Origin of the sequence: uncultured Neptuniibacter sp. (assembly GCF_947498015.1) — a bacterium.
Classification (GTDB): domain Bacteria; phylum Pseudomonadota; class Gammaproteobacteria; order Pseudomonadales; family Balneatricaceae; genus Neptuniibacter.
This window is the reverse complement of the sequence record NZ_CANMIR010000005.1, coordinates 1-19,088: the sequence shown is the minus strand read 5'-3', so window position 1 is coordinate 19,088 and position 19,088 is coordinate 1. Positions and strand designations below refer to the sequence as shown.

The window sequence follows — 19,088 nt, the reverse complement described above, 5'->3', positions numbered from 1 at the left end:
AATCAGAACGGGATATCATCATCGAAATCATCAAACCCTGCTGCAGGCTGACCGGCAGGAGCCTGTTGCGGTGCGGGCGCAGGGCGCTGCTGCATCTGCTGAGGGGCTTGCTGCTGCGCTGGGGCCATCTGGGGAGCAGCCGCTTGCTGAGGCGCATAACCACCCTGTTGAGGCTGATAACCACCATCATTTCCACCGCGGCTATCGAGCAGTTGCATCTCACTGGCTACAATCTCAGTGGTATAACGATCCTGACCACTCTGATCCTGCCACTTGCGAGTACGTAGCGAACCCTCGACGTAGACCTTACCACCTTTTTTCATATACTCGCCCGCAATCTCGGCCAGGCGATTAAAGAACACGACACGATGCCATTCAGTACGTTCCTGCTGCTGGCCTGTCTGTTTGTCTTTCCAGGATTCAGAGGTCGCGATCGTGACATTAGTCACTGCGTTGCCATTCGGCATATAACGTACTTCCGGGTCACTACCCAGATTACCCACCAAAATTACTTTATTAACACCACGTGCCATTTTTTTCTCCAGAAATTGCTTCACACAGCGATATTCATACCGTGTGTATTACCGCAAAGCTTACCATGCGATTCTATTCAGTCCCATAGCAAAGTTACGTCATGAATATATCACTACAGGCATCATGAAAAGTCTTTATAATGATACGTTTTGTTTTCTACATCTGAGGCAACATGGATAAGATTCTGGTCAGAGGTGCCCGCACCCATAATCTCAAAGATATCGATCTAGAAATTCCACGGGATAAGCTGATCGTCATTACAGGCCTGTCAGGATCGGGAAAATCATCATTAGCTTTTGATACACTATATGCGGAGGGTCAGCGCCGTTATGTAGAGTCCCTGTCTACTTATGCAAGACAGTTCCTTTCCATGATGGAAAAGCCAGATGTAGATCATATCGAAGGGCTTTCACCTGCCATTTCAATTGAACAGAAATCAACATCGCATAACCCACGCTCAACCGTTGGCACCATCACGGAGATTTACGATTATTTGCGACTGTTATTTGCTCGTGCAGGTGAGCCGCGCTGCCCTGACCATGATCTACCACTTGCCGCACAAACTATCAGCCAGATGGTTGATCAGGTACTAGCACTTCCAGAAGGAAGTAAATTGATGCTACTGGCACCTGTCGTACAAGGTCGAAAAGGTGAGCACTTACATACGTTTGATAATTTAAGAGCAGAGGGTTTTATACGCGCCCGCATTAATGGCATCGTTGTGGATTTGGATTCTCCGCCTGAGCTCGATAAAAACAAGAAGCACGATATCGAAGTAGTCATTGACCGATTTAAAGTTCGCCCAGATCTTCAAACCCGCCTAGCAGAATCATTTGAGACAGCACTCAATTTGACTGATGGTATTGCCAAAGTCGCCCATATGGATGAAGCGCAGAATGAACTGATCTTCTCGGCACGATTCGCATGCCCCCAATGCGGCCATAGTATTCAGGAATTAGAGCCGCGCCTGTTCTCGTTTAACAACCCCCATGGAGCCTGTTCAAGCTGTGATGGCCTGGGTGTAAAGCAATATTTTGACCCTACAAAAGTGGTGCATGATGACAAACTGACACTTTCAGAGGGGGCAATACGAGGATGGGATCGAAGGAGCCTTTACTACTACCAACAGCTGAAGGCGGTTGCCGAACAGTATGGTTTTAGTATGGATAGCCCATTCCACGAGCTATCTAAAGAGCATCAACAGTTGATTCTGAAAGGTACCGGTTCAGAGGCAGTAACCTTCAGGTACCTGAATGATCGTGGAGACATCATAAATAAAGCGCATCCGTTTGAAGGTGTACTCAATAACCTTGAAAGGCGCTACAGAGAAACAGAATCAGACACCGTTCGTGAAGATCTGGCCAAATACCTGAATATGCAACCCTGCCCATCGTGCAAGGGGAGCCGGCTGCGTAGAGATGCTCGTCACGTTTATATCAATGAACATACACTCCCTCAGATTGTTACCAAACCAATTGGAGAGAGCCTTGATTATTTCAACCAGCTTCATCTAACTGGAAAACAGGGTGAAATCGCTGAAAAGATACTCAAAGAGATCCGCGAACGCCTGGCTTTCCTCGTCAATGTTGGTCTGGAGTATCTATCACTTGAACGTAATGCAGATACATTATCGGGAGGGGAAGCACAGCGTATCCGCCTAGCAAGCCAGATAGGCGCTGGTCTTGTCGGTGTTATGTATATACTCGATGAACCCTCAATCGGCCTGCACCAGCGGGATAATGAGCGCTTACTTAAAACACTCGTCCATCTTAGAGATCTGGGTAATACCGTGATCGTGGTTGAACATGATGAAGATGCGATCCGTCTTGCAGACTATGTTATCGATATCGGACCAGGAGCCGGGGTACATGGAGGAGAAGTCATAGCGGCTGGCGAGCCGCAAGCGGTAATGAATAACCCTGAATCCATCACAGGGCAGTACCTAAGTGGGATTAAAAAGATAGAGATACCAAGCCAACGAAATCAGCCCGATGCTAAACGCTGGCTAGAATTAGAAGGTGCTACAGGTAACAACCTGAACGACGTTAATTTAAGGCTTCCTGTAGGCCTGCTCACATGCATCACAGGCGTATCAGGCTCAGGTAAATCCACTCTGATTAACAACACGCTCTATCCAGTGGCAGCAACCGAGCTTAATAATGCAACCACACTTGATGCCTCACCGTATAAAGAGATCAAGGGTCTAAACCACTTTGATAAAGTTATTGATATCGACCAGAGCCCAATCGGTAGAACCCCACGATCCAACCCGGCGACGTACACTGGGATTTTCACCCCTGTAAGAGAACTATTTGCGGGTACGCAGGAAGCGCGTTCGCGAGGATATAAACCTGGACGTTTCAGCTTCAATGTTAAAGGTGGGCGCTGTGAAGCGTGTCAGGGTGATGGGGTTATAAAGGTTGAGATGCACTTCCTTCCAGATATCTACGTCCCTTGCGATGTTTGTAAAGGAAAGCGATATAACCGTGAAACCCTTGAGATTAAGTATAAAGGCAAGAATATCCATCAAGTGCTTAACCTGACCGTTGAAGATGCGCGCACCTTTTTTGATGCGATACCTGCCCTTGCACGACGCCTTCAAACATTAATTGATGTTGGCCTTTCCTATATACGCTTAGGGCAAGCTGCTACAACACTCTCAGGCGGTGAGGCTCAACGTGTAAAACTAGCTAAAGAACTGTCCAAACGCGACACAGGTAAAACCTTATATATATTGGACGAACCAACGACAGGGCTCCATTTTTACGATATTCAGCAACTTCTGAATGTCCTTAACCGCCTCCGAGACCACGGCAATACCATTGTTGTGATTGAACACAACTTAGATGTGATCAAAACCGCAGACTGGATTGTCGACTTGGGTCCCGAAGGTGGTATCAAAGGTGGGCAGATCATTGCTGAAGGGACACCGGAAACGGTTGCTCAATCACAAGAATCTCATACAGGCAGGTTTTTACGCAGCATGCTTTAACAGCCCTACTAAACGCCAAACGTAACTGGCTGACGTGAGAGTTGCGCACCATATCACTACTTAGAGCAATGTCAGCCAGGAACATACACTGAGCTGTTTTCCAGACTCATGCTGAAAGTCGTAATGACATCATGAAATGAAAAGGAGACCAGCCTTGTGTTTAACCGTCACCCTAACAGGGTGTATTACTACCGCCAAACCCGTGAAATATCTAGCTCCGTCAAATAGCAACGCGTCACTCATTCTGCAATACGAGAGATCAAAGATTGAAGGAGATGGGAAAGTTGCATTGATTCACATATATAAAGATGCAGAACGCTGTAAGGGCAAGCAAATAGCTGGATTCATGCAACCTGGTGGGCAACAAAAATTAGCAGTATCGTCAGAATCCCCATTATCTTTCTCGATTACATCCTTTACGCTTGAACGTCATAATAATCTAAACTGCAATCTTTACGGTACATTCACGCCGCAAGCAAACACGGCATATTATGCGACCTACACCTTTACCAATGAAAGATGTACGGTCAAAGCATATGGAAGGAATCAAACAGGCATTGTTGCTGTTGATTTAGAGCAGAGAAGATATAAAAACGATTCATGGTCTGATGATCCTAGCTGGTGTAAGTAATCATCCAAAACTTAATCGGTATGCTGTAAAACTGAAGTCTTTAGTCAAATCGGTATACATTACACGCAATAAAAAACCCGGCCGAAGCCGGGTTTTTTGATGATCAAGAAATCTTAATCTTCGGCTTCGTCTTCAGCTTCAACAGCTGGACGATCAACCAGTTCAACATAAGCCATTGGTGCATTGTCGCCTGGGCGGAAACCGCACTTCAGGATACGAACGTAACCACCAGGACGAGCGTTATAACGCGGGCCCAGCTCATTGAACAATTTACCAACAGCTACTTTGCTGCCAGTGCGTGCGAATGCCAGACGGCGGTTCGCAACAGTGTCGTTTTTAGCCAGTGTAATCAGTGGCTCTGCATAGCCGCGCAGCTCTTTAGCTTTAGGCAGAGTTGTACGAATCAACTCGTGCTCAAACAAAGATACTGCCATGTTTTTAAACATAGCTTTGCGGTGCGCACTGGTACGGCTTAATTTACGACCAGATTTACGATGACGCATGATAAATCCCTACCAAACCAGTCAGTGTTTATCGCCGAATCAGGAAGCGACTTTATCGTCGTTCTTAAGGCTAGCCGGTGGCCAGTTCTCAAGACGCATACCCAGGGACAAGCCCTTAGATGCAAGCACGTCTTTGATTTCTGTCAACGACTTCTTACCCAAATTCGGAGTCTTAAGCAGTTCAACCTCTGTACGCTGAATCAGATCACCAATATAGTAGATCTGCTCTGCTTTCAGACAGTTGGCGGAACGTACAGTCAGCTCCAGATCATCTACAGGACGCAGAAGGATCGGATCAATTTCCGGCTCTTCTGGTTCATCCTTAGCCTGATCAGCACCATCTTCAAGGTCAACAAATACAATTAGCTGTTGCTGAAGAATAGTAGCTGCGCGACGGATGGCTTCTTCTGGATCAATGGTACCGTTAGATTCGATATCAATAACCAGTTTATCCAAATCAGTACGCTGCTCTACACGTGCGCTTTCTACTACGTAGGAAACACGACGTACAGGGCTGAAAGTTGCGTCCAGCTGTAGACGACCAATTGCACGAGTCTCTTCTTCATCAGAGACACGCAGATCAGCAGGAACATAGCCACGGCCACGACCTACAGTCAGCTGCATGTTAAGACTCGCACCTTCGTTAAGGTGAGCAATAACGTGGTCCGGGTTAGCAATTTCAACATCCTGATTCAGTTGAATATCGCCAGCAGTTACAGGACCTGCTTCAGATTTGCTCAGAGTCAGGGTTACTTCATCACTATTGTGCAGTAATACTGCAACCCCTTTCAGGTTCAGGAGGATCTCAATTACATCTTCCTGAACACCTTCAATTGTGCTGTACTCATGCAAAACGCCATCAATCTCAACTTCTGTTACGGCACAACCCGGCATAGAAGATAATAGAATGCGGCGTAATGCACTGCCCAGCGTATGGCCAAATCCACGCTCAAGTGGCTCAAGAGTCACCTTAGCACGCGTTTTGCTGATTTCCTGTACGTCAATATGACGTGGACTTAGAAACTCATTTACCGAACGCTGCATATTTCCACCAAATTAAAGTTAAAATTACTTCGAGTACAGCTCTACAATCAGCTGTTCGTTGATATCAGCAGACAGATCAGAACGCTCCGGAGTGGCCTTGTATGTGCCTTCCATTTTTGCAGCGTCAACGTCAACCCACTCAACTGCTGCACGCTGACCAGCAAGTTCCAGAGCGCTTTTAATACGCAACTGTGACTTAGCCTTTTCACGTACTGCAACTACATCACCTGCTTTTACCTGGTAGGAAGCGATGTTCACAACCTGGCCGTTAACAGTGATGGAGCGGTGAGAAACGATCTGACGTGCTTCTGCACGTGTAGAACCGAATCCCATACGATATACAACATTGTCCAAACGACCTTCCAGTAGCTGCAGAAGGTTTTCACCTGTTGCACCACTGCGACGAGCCGCTTCTTTATAATAACTACGGAACTGACGTTCCAGCACGCCGTACATACGACGAACTTTCTGTTTTTCACGCAGCTGCAGGCCATAGTCGGATAACCGACCACGACGAGCGCCGTGAACACCAGGGACAGTCTCAGCTTTACACTTGCTGTCCAGTGCACGCACGCCGCTCTTCAGGAAAAGGTCTGTACCTTCCCGACGAGACAGCTTGCACTTAGGTCCAAGATAACGAGCCATATTACCGTCTCCAGATTAAACGCGACGTTTCTTCGGTGGACGACAACCATTATGAGGGATTGGCGTCACGTCAGTGATATTTGCAATTTTGTAGCCACATGCGTTCAGTGCACGAACAGCAGATTCGCGGCCGGGTCCAGGACCCTTAACAAATACGTCGAGGTTTTTCAGGCCATACTCTAAAGCAGCCTGTCCAGCGCGCTCAGCCGCAACCTGAGCAGCGAAAGGTGTACTCTTACGAGAACCACGGAAGCCGGAGCCACCTGCAGTTGCCCAAGAAAGAGCATTACCTTGTCGATCAGTAATTGTAATGATCGTATTATTAAAAGAAGCGTGGATGTGGGCGAACCCATCCGCAATTTGCTTCTTCACTTTTTTGCGTGTGCGATTACCTGGCTTTGCCATATTCGGAATTCCTATCGCTTACCACTTATTTACGGATCGGCTTACGCGGGCCTTTTCGAGTGCGCGCGTTTGTTTTACTACGCTGACCGCGAACCGGAAGGTTACGACGGTGGCGAATGCCGCGGAAACAACCAAGATCCATCAAACGTTTGATGCTCATGGAAACTTCACGACGCAGGTCGCCTTCAACAGTAAATTTAGCAACTTCTCCACGAACGATGTCCAATTGCTCATCGGACAAATCAGCAATCTTAGTTGTCGGTGCAATACCGCAAGTATCTAAGATGCTGGACGCTGTCGTGCGGCCAATACCGTAAATGTAAGTCAGAGAAATTACCGCATGCTTATTGTCAGGAATGTTGACGCCAGCTATACGGGCCATTCTTTTACTCCGTTCATAAAAGGTGTTCGAAACTATTAACAAACACCATAAAAAATTTGTTCTGTTCGCAGAAGGCGCGCAATATTACACGTTGATCAAAATTAAATCAAGTGTTGCACGCCATCTACGCCCAAATCAGGATAAATTAACCCTGACGCTGCTTGTGACGCGGCTCTACTTTACAGATCACACGTACTGAACCGTTACGACGAACGATTTTGCAGTTACGACAGATCTTCTTAACAGATGCACGTACTTTCATGATCTACTCCATGTAGCCTTGGCGCATTAATTCGCGCGGCCACCTTTGAGATTAGACTTCTTCATCAGGGACTCGTACTGATGTGACATCAGATGAGACTGAACCTGCGCCATAAAATCCATCACAACAACGACGACGATTAGTAGCGAGGTTCCACCGAAGTAAAACGGGACATTAGCGGCTACAACAAGAAACTGCGGCATCAAAGATACTGCGGTAATGTATAGCGCGCCAAACAGTGTCAACCGACCCAGCACGGTATCGATGTAACGTGCTGATTGATCACCCGGACGAATACCTGGAATAAAAGCACCTGATTTTTTCAGGTTATCTGCTACATCTCTAGGATTGAAAACAATCGCAGTATAGAAATAACAGAAGAAGATAATAGCGATCGAGAACAGTAGAATGTAAAGCGGCTGACCTGGGCCAAGCGCTAATGCTACATTCTGAAGCCAATCCATACCTTCAGTCTGACCAAACCATTGGCCCATTGAGGCAGGAAAAAGCAATATACTGGACGCGAAAATCGGCGGAATAACCCCAGCCATATTCACCTTAAGAGGCAGATGGCTTGATTGGGCCGCAAACACACGATTACCCTGTTGGCGTTTTGCGTAGTTGATGGTGATACGGCGTTGACCGCGCTCCATAAACACAACAAAACCGACAGTAGCAATCGCGAGGAATGCGATAGCCAGCAGCGCCAGGATATTAAGATCACCCTGTCGCGCTGCTTCAAAGGCCTGGCCGATTGCACTTGGCAACCCAGCCACAATACCGGCAAAGATCAGAATTGAGATACCGTTACCGATACCACGTTCTGTAACTTGCTCACCGAGCCACATCAGGAACACAGCGCCAGCAACCAGAGTAACAACAGCAACGAAATAGAAGCTGATATCAGCGCTGAAAGCGACACCCTGATTTGCCAGACCTACAGCCATGCCGAAGGACTGAACAGTAGCCAGAAGCACAGTACCGTAGCGAGTGTACTGGTTGATCTTACGACGACCAGCCTCACCCTCTTTCTTCAACTGCGCCAATGTAGGGCTAACAACCGTCATCAACTGCATAATAATCGATGCAGAGATATACGGCATGATACCCAGTGCGAGGATACTCATCCGCTCCAACGCACCACCAGAGAACATGTTAAACAGACTCAGGATCGTACCCTGATTCTGATCGAATAATGCAGCCAGTCGATCTGGGTTGATACCCGGAACCGGTATATGAGCACCGATACGGTATACAACGATCGCCAACAGAACGAAGATTAGACGAGACTTAAGCTCACCTAGTCCGCTCTGTACACCAGCCGGTATTGGTCCTTTTTTAGCCATTTACGCCTCGACTTTACCGCCAGCAGCTTCGATAGCAGCCTGTGCACCTTTGGTCACACGAAGACCTTTTACAGTGACAGCCTTGTTGATCTCACCAGACAGAATCACTTTTGCAGATTTGATTTCCTGCTTGATGATGTCCGCAGCTTTCAAAGCATCCAGATCAATTACTTCAGCTTCGATCTTAGCCAGTTCGTTCAGACGAATCTCTGTAACGTAACGGGCAATACGAGATGTAAAACCGAATTTTGGCAGACGACGCTGCAAAGGCATCTGACCGCCTTCAAAACCTGGTTTTACGGAACCGCCAGAGCGGGATTTCTGACCTTTGTGACCACGGCCACATGTCTTACCCAGACCGGAACCGATACCACGACCAACACGTTTAGCCGCTTTACGAGAACCTTCAGCTGGACTCAGAGTGTTCAGACGCATGTTGTGAACTCCCTTATTAGTCTTCTACACGAACCATGTAGTTAACTTTGTTGATCATGCCACGTACAGATGGAGTATCTTCTACTTCAACTGTGTGTCCAATACGGCGCAGACCCAGACCCTTAACGCACAATTTGTGGTTAGGCAGAGTACCGATAGGGCTACGTACCAATGTTACTTTAACAGTCTTAGCCATTGTCGATTACCCCAGAATGTCGTCTACGGACTTACCGCGCTTAGCAGCAACATCTTCCGGAGATTTCATTGTAGCGAGACCTTTAACAGTCGCACGAACAACGTTTACCGGGTTAGTTGAGCCATAGCACTTAGCCAGTACGTTATGGACACCTGCCAGTTCCAGTACCGCACGCATCGCACCACCTGCGATAACACCAGTACCTTGAGATGCAGGCTGCATGTAAACTTTTGAAGCACCGTGACGTGCTTTGATTGGGTACTGCAGTGTGTCGCCGTTCAGTTCAACTGAAACCATATTACGACGAGCCTGTTCCATAGCTTTCTGAATAGCCGCAGGAACTTCACGTGCTTTACCACGACCGAAACCTACACGACCTTTACCATCACCAACTACAGTCAGTGCTGTAAAGCCGAAGATTCGACCACCTTTAACAACTTTAGCGACGCGGTTAACCTGAACCAGCTTTTCCTGCAGATCGCCGTCTTTCTGTTCATGATTTGACATATTCGATCCCTTTAGAATTCCAGGCCGCCTTCGCGGGCTGCATCAGCCAAAGCTTTAACGCGACCGTGGTACTGATAACCAGAACGGTCGAATGCTACTTCAGATACGCCAGCTTCTTTAGCACGCTGAGCGATCAACGCACCAACTTTTTCAGCTGCAGCAACGTTACCACCTGCAGCTTCACGCAGATCTTTTTCTACAGTGGAAGCAGCCGCCAGGACTTTTGCACCATCTGCAGAGATAACCTGAGCGTAGATGTGACGCGGTGTGCGAGTAACGCACAGACGTGTTGCACCTAACTCACGCATTTTAAGGCGGGAGCGGCGAGCACGACGAATACGAGATTGTTTCTTAGCGTTCATAACCCTGCCCTATTTACTTTTTCTTCGCTTCTTTACGGCGAACATACTCATCAGCATAACGAACACCCTTGCCTTTATATGGCTCTGGTGGACGGAACGCACGAATCTCAGCAGCGACCTGGCCTAGTACCTGCTTATCTGCACCGGTAAGTACGATAGTAGTTACATTAGGAGTTTCTGCTTTGATGCCTTCTGGAAGGTCATAATCGATTGGGTGGGAGAAACCCAGGTTCAGGTTCAAAGTGTTGCCTTTAGCAGCAGCACGATAACCTACACCCTGAAGCTCAAGAGTTTTCTTGAAGCCTTCAGTAACACCAACAACCATGTTGTTAACCAGAGAACGAGTAGTACCAGACAGGGAACGGGACAGCTTTGAAGATTCACGCGCGGTGAACTTCAGACCATCTTCTTCCTGTGCAACACCTACAGAAGGGTGCACATCAAGAGATAGCTGACCGTTTTTACCTTTAACATTGATGGACTGACCATCAATCTTAATTTCGACACCTGCAGGTACAACTACGGGGCTTTTCGCAATACGTGACATTGAAATACCTCTTAGAATACCGTGCAGATTACTTCGCCACCCACACCAGCACTACGTGCTGCGCGGTCAGCCATTACACCTTTACTGGTAGAGATAATCGCTACACCCAGACCGCCAGATACTTTTGGCAGTTCGTTTGCGTTCTTATAGATACGCAGACCTGGACGACTAACGCGTTTAATCTCTTCGATTACCGGCTTACCTTCAAAGTATTTAAGCTCAACGTTCAGAACCGGTTTTACGTCACCTTCTACGGAGTAGTCAGTGATGTAACCTTCGTCCTTAAGAACTTTGGCAATAGATACTTTTACTTTGGAAGACGGCATAGATACGGCCTGCTTTTCAGCCATATGACCGTTACGGATACGGGTAAACATATCCGCTAGAGTATCTTGCATGCTCATGCATTTACTTCCTCTTGTGCAGCACGACGCGGTACCCGAAGGCCTTGTCCGCCGTGCTTACCGTTTTACTAACTGGATTACCAGCTAGCCTTTTTCAAACCTGGAACATCACCACGCATTGCAGCTTCACGCAGTTTGTTACGGCAGATGCCGAACTTGCGGTAAACAGCATGTGGACGACCAGTCAGCTGACAACGACGCTGCTGACGGGATTTGCTTGAGTCGCGTGGCAGCTTCTGCAGCGCCATAGTCGCATCCCAAACTTCGTCTTCTGATGAGTTAGGATTGTTAATGATTGCTTTGAGTTCAGCACGTTTACCGGCGAACTTTGCAACTAACTTTGCACGTTTAGCTTCACGTGCCTTCATTGATTCTTTAGCCATGATGTACGCCTATCACTTACGGAACGGGAAGTTCAGGGCAGCCAACAAGGCACGACCCTCATCGTTGTTCTGAGCAGTCGTAGTGAACGTAATGTCCATACCACGCAGTTTATCAACCTTATCGTATTCGATTTCAGGGAAGATAATCTGCTCTTTAACACCCATGCTGTAGTTGCCACGACCATCGAAAGATTTCGGGTTCAGGCCACGGAAGTCGCGGATACGTGGAATAGAGATGTCTACCAGACGATCCAAGAACTCCCACATACGCTCGCCACGCAGTGTTACTTTACAGCCAATAGGCCAGCCTTCACGAACCTTAAAGCCCGCGATAGATTTACGTGCCAGGCAAACCACTGGTTTCTGACCAGCGATAGCAGTCATATCTGCAACTGCATTTTCCAGCATTTTTTTATCGCCCAACGCTTCACCAACACCCATATTCAGAGTGATTTTAGTTAAGCGTGGAACAGCCATAACGTTAGGGCAGTTCAGCTCATCTTTAAGCTGCTGCTTAACGGAATCGTTATAAAGCGCTTTTAATCTAGACATGATATCTGCTCCCCTTATCCGCCAATGATTTCGCCGGTAGACTTGAAGATGCGAGTTTTTGTGCCGTCTTCAAGTACTTTGAAGCCTACACGATCGCCCTTACCAGTCTGCGGGTTGAAGATAGCTACGTTAGATACAGCAATAGCTGCTTCTTTCTCAACGATTCCACCTGCTTTACCCAGCATTGGGTTCGGCTTAGTGTGCTTCTTCACCATGTTGATACCAGAAACGATCAGTCGATCGTTCAGAACACGCATGACAGTGCCACGCTTGCCCTTGTCTTTTCCTGCGATGACAATTACTTCATCGTCACGTTTAATCTTGCGCATAATTTACCTATATCGCTTCCTGCTACCCTCTCATGCTCAAAAACGCCAACACCTTCCGGTGTTAGCGTTTTTACATAAACTGAACTTTTATAATGTTCAGTCTTTATAGCACTTCAGGCGCCAGGGAAATGATTTTCATGAACTTCTCTGAGCGAAGTTCACGCGTCACTGGGCCGAAGATACGAGTACCGATCGGTGCGTCACTTGCGTTCAATAGAACCGCTGAGTTTGTATCAAAGCGGATTACTGAGCCATCAGGACGACGAACACCTTTACGGGTACGTACCACTACGGCGTTAAGAACCTGGCCTTTCTTCACTTTACCGCGAGGAATCGCTTCTTTAACAGTGACTTTAATAATGTCACCTACAGAAGCGTAGCGGCGGTGAGAACCACCCAGGACCTTAATACACTGCACTCGCTTAGCACCGCTGTTATCAGCGACATCAAGCATAGATTCAGTCTGAATCATGGTCTACTCCAAAAACATTATGGGGCCGCCCGTTAAACGGACGGACCGGCTAATGGAGCAAAGGCGCAATAGTTTACACCTTTGCTGCACGCTCTTCAATACGAACAAGCGCCCAAGATTTATTCTTGGACAGAGGACGAGTTTCTGCGATGGTAACCAGGTCACCTTGCTGACACTCATTTTTCTCATCGTGAGCATGCAGTTTAGAAGAGCGCTTCATGAATTTTCCGTAAATCGGATGCTTCTCTTTGCGCTCAACCAGAACTGTGATGGTTTTATCCATCTTGTCGCTAACAACGCGACCAGTAACAGTTCGAGTACGTTTTTCGGCGCTCATACTTAGTTACCTGCCTTTTCGTTGAGTACTGTCTTCACACGAGCGATATCGCGACGAACCTGTCCTAGCAGATGATTCTGAGCCAACTGGCCAGTAGTCTTCTGCATACGCAGATTAAACTGCTCCTTCAGAAGACCCAGCAGTTCTTGCTGCAGCTCATCAACGGACTTTTCACGTAGTTCAGTTGCTTTCATTACATCACCGTCCGTTTAACAATGGTTGTTGCAACAGGCAATTTAGCAGCAGCCAGGGTGAACGCTTCAGAAGCTAGCTCTTCAGGTACACCGCTCATTTCGAACAGAACCTTACCAGGCTTAATCTGAGCAACCCAGTACTCAACCGCACCTTTACCTTTACCCATACGTACTTCAAGCGGTTTCTTGGAGATTGGTTTGTCTGGAAAAACACGGATCCAGATTTTACCACCACGCTTAACGTGACGTGTCATGGTACGACGCGCTGCTTCGATCTGACGTGCAGTGATGCGACCGCGACCGGTCGCTTTCAGTGCAAATTCACCAAAGCTTACAGTGCTACCGCGTTGTGCCAGACCGCGGTTGCGGCCTTTCATCATCTTGCGGAACTTAAGACGTTTTGGTTGTAGCATCGACGTCTACCTCACTTACCTTTCTTCTTAGGTGCATTCTTCTCAGCGCGCACCTGTTCGATGCCACCAAGAACTTCACCCTTGAAGATCCAGACTTTAACGCCGATCACACCGTATGTAGTGTGCGCTTCATATGTAGCGTAATCGATATCAGCACGCAGGGTGTGCAATGGCACACGACCTTCACGATACCATTCGCTACGAGCGATCTCGGCACCACCTAGACGACCACCCAGCTGAATCTTGATACCCTTGGCACCTAGACGCATCGCATTCTGTACAGCGCGCTTCATAGCACGACGGAACATAACACGACGTTCAAGCTGACTGGCAACACCCTGAGCTACAAGGCGCGCGTCCAGTTCTGGTTTACGAATTTCTTCAATGTTGATATGAACCGGAACACCCATCATCTCTGATACAGTGTTACGCAGTTTCTCAACATCTTCGCCTTTTTTACCAATCACGATGCCCGGACGAGCTGTGTGAATAGTAATCTTTGCATTCTGTGCAGGACGCTCGATTTCGATGCGGCTTACAGATGCTTTCTCAAGCTGCTTATCCAGGTACTCACGCACCTGCAGATCATTCTGCAGCTTGCTTGCGTATTCGCCCTTGTCTGCGTACCACACAGAAGTGTGATCCTTGACAATACCGAGACGAATACCCGTCGGATGTACTTTCTGACCCATAACGGAATCTCCTAGCAGTCAGCTCAGTCGGCCACTTTTACAGTGATGTGACAGGAGCGCTTCAAAATACGATCAGCGCGACCTTTCGCACGCGGCTTGATACGCTTCATTGTCATTGCTTCATCAACAAAAACAGTTGAAACGCGCAGCTCGTCAATATCAGCACCTTCGTTATGCTCTGCGTTAGCAATAGCAGACTCCAGTACCTTCTTAACAAGCGCCGCACCTTTTTTAGGACTAAACGCCAGGATATTCAGAGCTTCACCCACAGACTTGCCACGGATCTGATCAGCAACCAGACGTGCTTTCTGTGCAGAGATGCGGGCGCCTTTGTGCTTAGCGGCAACTTCCATCATCTAACTCCTTATCGCTTGGCTTTCTTGTCTACTACGTGACCACGGTAAGTACGGGTCACGGCAAACTCGCCCAGTTTATGACCAACCATGTCTTCAGTAACAAATACTGGGACATGCTGACGGCCGTTGTGTACTGCAATTGTCAAACCTACGAAATTCGGGAAGATCGTAGAACGACGAGACCAAGTTTTGATTGGACGACGGTCGTTGCTTTCAATCGCAGCTTCTACCTTTTTCAACAGGTGAAGGTCGATAAATGGACCTTTCTTCAGTGAACGTGGCACAGCTGTATCCTCTTACTTAGCGTTACGACGGCGTACGATCAACTTGTCAGTACGCTTGTTCTTACGAGTTTTATAACCCTTAGTCGGAACACCCCATGGTGTCACTGGGTGACGACCACCGGAAGTACGACCTTCACCACCACCATGTGGATGGTCTACTGGGTTCATCGCAACACCACGAACAGTAGGACGAACACCACGCCAGCGCGTAGCACCAGCTTTACCCAGCTGACGCAGGGAGTGTTCACTGTTGCTCACTTCACCCAGAGTCGCACGACATTCGACCAGCACTTTGCGCATTTCGCCAGAACGTAGACGTAATGTCGCGTAAGCACCTTCACGTGCAACCAACTGTGCAGATGTACCCGCAGAACGAGCAATCTGTGCACCTTTACCAGGCTTCAACTCAACACAGTGGATAACAGAACCCACTGGTACGTTGCGCAGAGGCATAGTATTACCAGGTTTAATATCAACAGACTCACCAGAGATAATCTTAGTGCCTGCAGATACACCCTTAGGTGCGATGATGTAACGACGCTCACCGTCTGCATATACAACAAGTGCAATATGCGCAGAACGGTTAGGATCGTATTCCAGGCGTTCTACAGTCGCTGGAATACCGTCTTTGTTACGACGGAAATCGATGATACGGTACTGCTGTTTGTGACCACCGCCAATATGACGAGTCGTGATGCGACCGTGGTGGTTACGACCACCGCTCTTGCTTTTCTTTTCAACAAGAGCTGCATGAGGCTTGCCTTTATGCAGTTCAGTATTAGTAACTTTAACTACATGACGGCGTCCAGCAGAGGTCGGCTTAGTTTTAGTCACTGCCATTTTATATACCCTCTATTACTCGCCACCAAGGAAATCAATCTCAGAGCCATCAGCCAGAGCAACGTATGCTTTACGCACATCGCTACGCTTGCCCAAACCACGCTGTGTACGCTTGGTTTTGCCCTTAGCATTAAGAACGTTTACGCCTTTAACTTTGACGTTAAACAGCTCTTCAACTGCTTGTTTGATTTCTGGTTTAGTAGCGTCTTTAGCCACACGGAAAACAACTTGCTGAGAACCATCAGCTACGATAGTAGCTTTCTCGGAGATGTGCGGACCCAGCAGCACTTGATAAATGCGTTCCTGTTTCATGCCAGCTTCTCCTCGATCTTCTTCAGAGCAGCAACAGTAACCAGTACTTTGTCGAAGCCAACCAGGGAAACCGGGTCAACACCAGCAGCATCACGAACATCAACGTGTGGAACGTTACGTGAAGCCAGGTACAAGTTCTGCTCTACATCTTCAGTAATCAGCAGTGCGTTAGTCAGCTCAAGCTCGTTCAGCTTAGCCACAAACTGTTTTGTTTTTGGAGATTCCAGAGCGAAATCTTCAACAACAACCAGACGTTCCTGACGTACCAACTCAGAGAAGATGCAACGCATAGCTGCGCGGTACATTTTCTTATTTACTTTCTGAGCGTAGTCACGCGGCTGAGCCGCAAAAGTTACACCACCGGCACGCCAGATTGGAGAACGACTTGTTCCCGCACGCGCACGACCTGTACCTTTTTGACGCCATGGTTTAGCACCACCACCAGAAACCGCGGAACGGTTTTTCTGAGCTTTAGTGCCTTGACGACCGCCAGCCATGTAAGCTGTAACAACTTGATGGACAAGCGTCTCGTTGAATTCTTTACCAAAAGCCAGGTCGGAAACTTCAACCGAACCATTAGCTCCAGCTAAATTCAGATTCATTTCAAACCCCCTTAGGCGCCAGCTTTAACAGCTGGTTTAACGATTACGTCGCCGCCAGTTGCGCCTGGAACAGCACCTTTGATCAACAACAGGTTACGCTCAGCATCAACGCGAACGACTTCCAGGGTCTGAACGGTCACACGCTCATTACCCATCTGACCTGCCATCTTCTTGCCTTTCCAAACACGACCAGGAGTCTGACATTGACCAATAGAACCCGGAGCACGGTGAGAAAGAGAGTTACCGTGAGTCGCATCCTGCATGGAGAAGTTCCAGCGCTTAACGCCGCCCTGGAAACCTTTACCTTTGGATTGACCCGTTACATCTACTTTCTGACCAGCTTCGAAGCGCGCAACAGTCAGCTCTTCGCCAACGTTGACTTCGTCGCCACCTGACAGGCGGAACTCCCACAAACCACGGCCCGCTTCTACACCTGCTTTCGCAAAGTTACCCGCTTCAGGCTTAGAAAGGCGATTTGCCTTCTTAGCTCCAACAGTAACCTGTATAGCTGCATAACCATCTGTTTCTTCTGTTTTCACAGCAGTAACACGGTTCGGTTCCACTTCGATGACGGTGACTGGCACGGATACGCCGTCTTCAGTGAAGACACGAGTCATACCCGCTTTACGTCCGATAAGACCTACAGACATTTCTTTTAAAACCTCTTGCCAGTTGTGTACGGGGCTGTTACCCACTACGGCTGCCCTTTCCAGAGCATTCCACACTTAATAAGCGCTTCATTAATTAAAATTAATTCTGCGCAGTTGCCTTTAGCCGAGGCTGATCTGCACTTCAACACCCGCAGCAAGATCCAGCTTCATCAATGCATCAACTGTTTTTTCAGTTGGCTCAACGATGTCCAGAACACGCTTATGTGTACGGATTTCATACTGATCACGTGCATCTTTGTTCACGTGAGGTGAAATCAGAACGGTAAAGCGTTCTTTACGGGTAGGAAGTGGGATCGGACCTCGTACTTGAGCGCCAGTTCTCTTTGCAGTATCTACGATTTCCTGCGCAGAAGAGTCGATCAAGCGATGATCAAAGGCTTTCAGACGAATACGAATTTTCTGATTCTGCATTTCGATCACACATTTCCAAAAAATTATTTAACGGCATAGCCGACCTCCCCCTAATATCAGGGGGACGCAAATTCTACTGATACCTACCACTGAGGTCAACAGCAAGCAGTAAAATTTTGTACAAATACTACACAGCACACGAGCTACATTACGATTATTAGCTTTTACAGACACAAAAAAGCCCTCACAAGGAGGGCTTTTCAATGAAGAGTATTAATTACTCAACAATTTTAGATACAACGCCTGCACCTACTGTACGACCGCCTTCACGGATCGCAAAGCGCAGACCTTCTTCCATCGCAACTGGGTTGATCAGGGTAACGTCCATCTGGATGTTATCACCTGGCATTACCATTTCTACACCCTCTGGCAGCTCACATGCACCAGTGATGTCAGTTGTACGGAAGTAGAACTGTGGACGGTAGCCTTTGAAGAACGGAGTGTGACGACCACCCTCTTCTTTGGACAGTACGTATACTTCACCCTCAAAACGAGTGTGAGGAGTGATAGAACCTGGAGCAGCCAGAACCTGACCACGCTCAACTTCTTCACGCTTAGTACCACGCAGCAACGCACCAATGTTCTCACCTGCACGACCTTCGTCCAGCAGCTTACGGAACATCTCAACACCAGTACAAGTAGTCGTCGTAGTCTCTTTGATACCTACGATCTCTACGTCGTCACCAACGTTTACGATACCGCGCTCAACACGACCTGTTACTACAGTACCACGACCCTGGATAGAGAATACGTCCTCGATAGGCATGATGAATGCACCGTCGATCGCACGCTCTGGCTCTGGGATGTAGGAATCCAGAGTCTCAACCAGCTTCTTAACAGCAGTAGTGCCCAGCTCATTGTCGTCTTCGCCGTTCAGCGCCATCAGAGCAGAACCTGGGATGATTGGAGTGTCATCACCTGGGAACTCGTACTGGTCCAGAAGCTCACGCAGCTCCATTTCTACCAGTTCAAGCATCTCTTCGTATTCTTCAGAGTCAGCACCGCCACAATCTTCAGCCAGCAGATCTGCTTTGTTCAGGAATAC

32 protein-coding genes are annotated in these 19,088 nt (G+C 47.9%); 2 read left to right on the top strand and 30 right to left on the bottom strand.

Going from position 1 to position 19,088, the window contains the following annotated elements; translation table 11 throughout:
• Nucleotides 1-2 precede the first annotated feature (2 nt).
• The gene (ssb, locus tag Q0882_RS07710; protein ID WP_299179772.1) at nt 3-533 is read right to left on the bottom strand and encodes a single-stranded DNA-binding protein; all 531 of its coding nucleotides are present in this window, start codon (nt 531-533) and stop codon (nt 3-5) included.
• Between the two features lie 173 nt (nt 534-706).
• Here ssb and uvrA point away from each other — a divergent pair, with 173 nt between their 5' ends.
• Both uvrA and Q0882_RS07700 read left to right on the top strand, forming a co-directional pair.
• A complete protein-coding gene (gene uvrA, locus Q0882_RS07705) occupies nt 707-3,526 on the top strand; it encodes an excinuclease ABC subunit UvrA (RefSeq protein WP_299179769.1) in 2,820 nt (939 codons plus the stop codon).
• Nucleotides 3,527-3,680: 154 nt separating this feature from the next.
• Nucleotides 3,681-4,157, top strand: coding sequence for a hypothetical protein (locus Q0882_RS07700; RefSeq protein ID WP_299179766.1), 477 nt, complete (start codon nt 3,681-3,683; stop codon nt 4,155-4,157).
• A gap of 113 nt (nt 4,158-4,270) precedes the next feature.
• Here Q0882_RS07700 and rplQ read toward each other — a convergent pair whose 3' ends face one another.
• The 29 genes from rplQ to Q0882_RS07555 all read right to left on the bottom strand — a co-directional run.
• Nucleotides 4,271-4,660, bottom strand: a complete 390-nt coding sequence (gene rplQ / locus Q0882_RS07695; RefSeq protein ID WP_299179763.1) for a 50S ribosomal protein L17 — start codon at nt 4,658-4,660, stop codon at nt 4,271-4,273.
• Between the two features lie 39 nt (nt 4,661-4,699).
• Complete coding sequence (rpoA, locus tag Q0882_RS07690; protein WP_299179761.1) at nt 4,700-5,704, bottom strand: DNA-directed RNA polymerase subunit alpha; 1,005 nt, start codon at nt 5,702-5,704, stop codon at nt 4,700-4,702.
• 24 nt (nt 5,705-5,728) lie between these two features.
• Nucleotides 5,729-6,349, bottom strand: coding sequence for a 30S ribosomal protein S4 (gene rpsD, locus Q0882_RS07685; protein WP_299179759.1), 621 nt, complete (start codon nt 6,347-6,349; stop codon nt 5,729-5,731).
• 15 nt (nt 6,350-6,364) lie between these two features.
• The gene (gene rpsK, locus Q0882_RS07680) at nt 6,365-6,754 is read right to left on the bottom strand and encodes a 30S ribosomal protein S11 (RefSeq protein WP_286240348.1); all 390 of its coding nucleotides are present in this window, start codon (nt 6,752-6,754) and stop codon (nt 6,365-6,367) included.
• 25 nt (nt 6,755-6,779) lie between these two features.
• Nucleotides 6,780-7,136: a 30S ribosomal protein S13 gene (gene rpsM, locus Q0882_RS07675; protein ID WP_299179704.1), complete on the bottom strand. Its 357-nt coding sequence runs from the start codon at nt 7,134-7,136 to the stop codon at nt 6,780-6,782.
• A gap of 145 nt (nt 7,137-7,281) precedes the next feature.
• On the bottom strand, nt 7,282-7,398 hold the full coding sequence (gene rpmJ / locus Q0882_RS07670) for a 50S ribosomal protein L36 (protein WP_007021200.1): 117 nt from the start codon (nt 7,396-7,398) through the stop codon (nt 7,282-7,284).
• Between the two features lie 26 nt (nt 7,399-7,424).
• Nucleotides 7,425-8,744 (bottom strand): preprotein translocase subunit SecY, encoded by a 1,320-nt coding sequence (secY, locus tag Q0882_RS07665; RefSeq protein ID WP_299179692.1) that lies wholly within the window; start codon nt 8,742-8,744, stop codon nt 7,425-7,427.
• Entirely contained in the window at nt 8,745-9,179 is a 435-nt protein-coding gene (gene rplO, locus Q0882_RS07660; protein ID WP_299179689.1) for a 50S ribosomal protein L15, read from the bottom strand.
• Between the two features lie 16 nt (nt 9,180-9,195).
• Nucleotides 9,196-9,375, bottom strand: a complete 180-nt coding sequence (rpmD, locus tag Q0882_RS07655) for a 50S ribosomal protein L30 (protein ID WP_067983812.1) — start codon at nt 9,373-9,375, stop codon at nt 9,196-9,198.
• 6 nt (nt 9,376-9,381) lie between these two features.
• A complete protein-coding gene (gene rpsE / locus Q0882_RS07650) occupies nt 9,382-9,882 on the bottom strand; it encodes a 30S ribosomal protein S5 (RefSeq protein ID WP_299179687.1) in 501 nt (166 codons plus the stop codon).
• 11 nt (nt 9,883-9,893) lie between these two features.
• On the bottom strand, nt 9,894-10,244 hold the full coding sequence (gene rplR, locus Q0882_RS07645; protein ID WP_299179685.1) for a 50S ribosomal protein L18: 351 nt from the start codon (nt 10,242-10,244) through the stop codon (nt 9,894-9,896).
• Between the two features lie 13 nt (nt 10,245-10,257).
• Nucleotides 10,258-10,791, bottom strand: coding sequence for a 50S ribosomal protein L6 (gene rplF, locus Q0882_RS07640; RefSeq protein WP_299179682.1), 534 nt, complete (start codon nt 10,789-10,791; stop codon nt 10,258-10,260).
• Nucleotides 10,792-10,802: 11 nt separating this feature from the next.
• Nucleotides 10,803-11,195, bottom strand: a complete 393-nt coding sequence (rpsH, locus tag Q0882_RS07635) for a 30S ribosomal protein S8 (RefSeq protein ID WP_299179680.1) — start codon at nt 11,193-11,195, stop codon at nt 10,803-10,805.
• Between the two features lie 77 nt (nt 11,196-11,272).
• Nucleotides 11,273-11,578, bottom strand: coding sequence for a 30S ribosomal protein S14 (gene rpsN, locus Q0882_RS07630; protein WP_299179677.1), 306 nt, complete (start codon nt 11,576-11,578; stop codon nt 11,273-11,275).
• A 12-nt stretch (nt 11,579-11,590) separates the two neighbouring features.
• Nucleotides 11,591-12,130, bottom strand: a complete 540-nt coding sequence (gene rplE, locus Q0882_RS07625) for a 50S ribosomal protein L5 (RefSeq protein ID WP_299179674.1) — start codon at nt 12,128-12,130, stop codon at nt 11,591-11,593.
• Between the two features lie 14 nt (nt 12,131-12,144).
• The gene (rplX, locus tag Q0882_RS07620) at nt 12,145-12,459 is read right to left on the bottom strand and encodes a 50S ribosomal protein L24 (RefSeq protein ID WP_299179671.1); all 315 of its coding nucleotides are present in this window, start codon (nt 12,457-12,459) and stop codon (nt 12,145-12,147) included.
• A 103-nt stretch (nt 12,460-12,562) separates the two neighbouring features.
• A complete protein-coding gene (gene rplN, locus Q0882_RS07615; RefSeq protein ID WP_007021360.1) occupies nt 12,563-12,931 on the bottom strand; it encodes a 50S ribosomal protein L14 in 369 nt (122 codons plus the stop codon).
• Nucleotides 12,932-13,004: 73 nt separating this feature from the next.
• Complete coding sequence (rpsQ, locus tag Q0882_RS07610; protein ID WP_292949289.1) at nt 13,005-13,268, bottom strand: 30S ribosomal protein S17; 264 nt, start codon at nt 13,266-13,268, stop codon at nt 13,005-13,007.
• Nucleotides 13,269-13,270: 2 nt separating this feature from the next.
• Nucleotides 13,271-13,462 carry a 50S ribosomal protein L29 gene (rpmC, locus tag Q0882_RS07605; protein WP_299179666.1) on the bottom strand — a complete coding sequence of 64 codons (192 nt, stop codon included), beginning with the start codon at nt 13,460-13,462 and terminating at the stop codon, nt 13,271-13,273.
• The gene (gene rplP, locus Q0882_RS07600; protein WP_292949294.1) at nt 13,462-13,875 is read right to left on the bottom strand and encodes a 50S ribosomal protein L16; all 414 of its coding nucleotides are present in this window, start codon (nt 13,873-13,875) and stop codon (nt 13,462-13,464) included. The genes rpmC and rplP overlap by 1 nt, the downstream gene beginning before the upstream one ends.
• Before the next feature lie 11 nt (nt 13,876-13,886).
• Entirely contained in the window at nt 13,887-14,567 is a 681-nt protein-coding gene (rpsC, locus tag Q0882_RS07595) for a 30S ribosomal protein S3 (protein ID WP_299179663.1), read from the bottom strand.
• Between the two features lie 23 nt (nt 14,568-14,590).
• A complete protein-coding gene (gene rplV / locus Q0882_RS07590) occupies nt 14,591-14,920 on the bottom strand; it encodes a 50S ribosomal protein L22 (RefSeq protein ID WP_286241004.1) in 330 nt (109 codons plus the stop codon).
• Between the two features lie 11 nt (nt 14,921-14,931).
• Nucleotides 14,932-15,207, bottom strand: coding sequence for a 30S ribosomal protein S19 (rpsS, locus tag Q0882_RS07585; RefSeq protein ID WP_299179660.1), 276 nt, complete (start codon nt 15,205-15,207; stop codon nt 14,932-14,934).
• Between the two features lie 12 nt (nt 15,208-15,219).
• Nucleotides 15,220-16,047 carry a 50S ribosomal protein L2 gene (gene rplB / locus Q0882_RS07580; protein WP_299179657.1) on the bottom strand — a complete coding sequence of 276 codons (828 nt, stop codon included), beginning with the start codon at nt 16,045-16,047 and terminating at the stop codon, nt 15,220-15,222.
• Between the two features lie 15 nt (nt 16,048-16,062).
• Nucleotides 16,063-16,359 (bottom strand): 50S ribosomal protein L23, encoded by a 297-nt coding sequence (gene rplW, locus Q0882_RS07575; protein ID WP_299179655.1) that lies wholly within the window; start codon nt 16,357-16,359, stop codon nt 16,063-16,065.
• Nucleotides 16,356-16,961 (bottom strand): 50S ribosomal protein L4, encoded by a 606-nt coding sequence (gene rplD / locus Q0882_RS07570; RefSeq protein ID WP_299179653.1) that lies wholly within the window; start codon nt 16,959-16,961, stop codon nt 16,356-16,358. Before rplD ends, rplW begins: the two co-directional genes overlap by 4 nt.
• Nucleotides 16,962-16,972: 11 nt before the next feature.
• Nucleotides 16,973-17,611 carry a 50S ribosomal protein L3 gene (gene rplC / locus Q0882_RS07565; RefSeq protein ID WP_299179651.1) on the bottom strand — a complete coding sequence of 213 codons (639 nt, stop codon included), beginning with the start codon at nt 17,609-17,611 and terminating at the stop codon, nt 16,973-16,975.
• 120 nt (nt 17,612-17,731) lie between these two features.
• Nucleotides 17,732-18,043 (bottom strand): 30S ribosomal protein S10, encoded by a 312-nt coding sequence (gene rpsJ / locus Q0882_RS07560; RefSeq protein ID WP_067984205.1) that lies wholly within the window; start codon nt 18,041-18,043, stop codon nt 17,732-17,734.
• Nucleotides 18,044-18,260: 217 nt separating this feature from the next.
• On the bottom strand, nt 18,261-19,088 hold an 828-nt coding region (locus tag Q0882_RS07555; RefSeq protein ID WP_299179646.1), incomplete at its 5' end, for an elongation factor Tu.

Excerpts from the sequence above, each read along its gene's own strand:
- rplD (WP_299179653.1), bottom strand. The coding sequence starts at position 16,961 with ATGAATCTGAATTTAGCTGGAGCTAATGGTTCGGTTGAAGTTTCCGAC.
- rpmJ (WP_007021200.1), bottom strand. The coding sequence starts at position 7,398 with ATGAAAGTACGTGCATCTGTTAAGAAGATCTGTCGTAACTGCAAAATC.
- rpsE (WP_299179687.1), bottom strand. The coding sequence starts at position 9,882 with ATGTCAAATCATGAACAGAAAGACGGCGATCTGCAGGAAAAGCTGGTT.
- secY (WP_299179692.1), bottom strand. The coding sequence starts at position 8,744 with ATGGCTAAAAAAGGACCAATACCGGCTGGTGTACAGAGCGGACTAGGT.
- rpsD (WP_299179759.1), bottom strand. The coding sequence starts at position 6,349 with ATGGCTCGTTATCTTGGACCTAAGTGCAAGCTGTCTCGTCGGGAAGGT.
- rpoA (WP_299179761.1), bottom strand. The coding sequence starts at position 5,704 with ATGCAGCGTTCGGTAAATGAGTTTCTAAGTCCACGTCATATTGACGTA.
- rpsN (WP_299179677.1), bottom strand. The coding sequence starts at position 11,578 with ATGGCTAAAGAATCAATGAAGGCACGTGAAGCTAAACGTGCAAAGTTA.
- rplN (WP_007021360.1), bottom strand. The coding sequence starts at position 12,931 with ATGATTCAGACTGAATCTATGCTTGATGTCGCTGATAACAGCGGTGCT.
- rplO (WP_299179689.1), bottom strand. The coding sequence starts at position 9,179 with ATGCGTCTGAACACTCTGAGTCCAGCTGAAGGTTCTCGTAAAGCGGCT.
- ssb (WP_299179772.1), bottom strand. The coding sequence starts at position 533 with ATGGCACGTGGTGTTAATAAAGTAATTTTGGTGGGTAATCTGGGTAGT.
- rpsK (WP_286240348.1), bottom strand. The coding sequence starts at position 6,754 with ATGGCAAAGCCAGGTAATCGCACACGCAAAAAAGTGAAGAAGCAAATT.
- uvrA (WP_299179769.1), top strand. The coding sequence starts at position 707 with ATGGATAAGATTCTGGTCAGAGGTGCCCGCACCCATAATCTCAAAGAT.
- rpmC (WP_299179666.1), bottom strand. The coding sequence starts at position 13,462 with ATGAAAGCAACTGAACTACGTGAAAAGTCCGTTGATGAGCTGCAGCAA.
- rplW (WP_299179655.1), bottom strand. The coding sequence starts at position 16,359 with ATGAAACAGGAACGCATTTATCAAGTGCTGCTGGGTCCGCACATCTCC.
- rpsJ (WP_067984205.1), bottom strand. The coding sequence starts at position 18,043 with ATGCAGAATCAGAAAATTCGTATTCGTCTGAAAGCCTTTGATCATCGC.
- rplF (WP_299179682.1), bottom strand. The coding sequence starts at position 10,791 with ATGTCACGTATTGCGAAAAGCCCCGTAGTTGTACCTGCAGGTGTCGAA.
- rpmD (WP_067983812.1), bottom strand. The coding sequence starts at position 9,375 with ATGGCTAAGACTGTTAAAGTAACATTGGTACGTAGCCCTATCGGTACT.
- rpsH (WP_299179680.1), bottom strand. The coding sequence starts at position 11,195 with ATGAGCATGCAAGATACTCTAGCGGATATGTTTACCCGTATCCGTAAC.
- rplC (WP_299179651.1), bottom strand. The coding sequence starts at position 17,611 with ATGTCTGTAGGTCTTATCGGACGTAAAGCGGGTATGACTCGTGTCTTC.
- rplV (WP_286241004.1), bottom strand. The coding sequence starts at position 14,920 with ATGGAAGTTGCCGCTAAGCACAAAGGCGCCCGCATCTCTGCACAGAAA.
- rpsC (WP_299179663.1), bottom strand. The coding sequence starts at position 14,567 with ATGGGTCAGAAAGTACATCCGACGGGTATTCGTCTCGGTATTGTCAAG.
- rplX (WP_299179671.1), bottom strand. The coding sequence starts at position 12,459 with ATGCGCAAGATTAAACGTGACGATGAAGTAATTGTCATCGCAGGAAAA.
- rpsM (WP_299179704.1), bottom strand. The coding sequence starts at position 7,136 with ATGGCCCGTATAGCTGGCGTCAACATTCCTGACAATAAGCATGCGGTA.
- rplE (WP_299179674.1), bottom strand. The coding sequence starts at position 12,130 with ATGTCTAGATTAAAAGCGCTTTATAACGATTCCGTTAAGCAGCAGCTT.
- rplB (WP_299179657.1), bottom strand. The coding sequence starts at position 16,047 with ATGGCAGTGACTAAAACTAAGCCGACCTCTGCTGGACGCCGTCATGTA.
- rpsQ (WP_292949289.1), bottom strand. The coding sequence starts at position 13,268 with ATGAGCGCCGAAAAACGTACTCGAACTGTTACTGGTCGCGTTGTTAGC.
- rplP (WP_292949294.1), bottom strand. The coding sequence starts at position 13,875 with ATGCTACAACCAAAACGTCTTAAGTTCCGCAAGATGATGAAAGGCCGC.
- rplQ (WP_299179763.1), bottom strand. The coding sequence starts at position 4,660 with ATGCGTCATCGTAAATCTGGTCGTAAATTAAGCCGTACCAGTGCGCAC.
- rplR (WP_299179685.1), bottom strand. The coding sequence starts at position 10,244 with ATGAACGCTAAGAAACAATCTCGTATTCGTCGTGCTCGCCGCTCCCGC.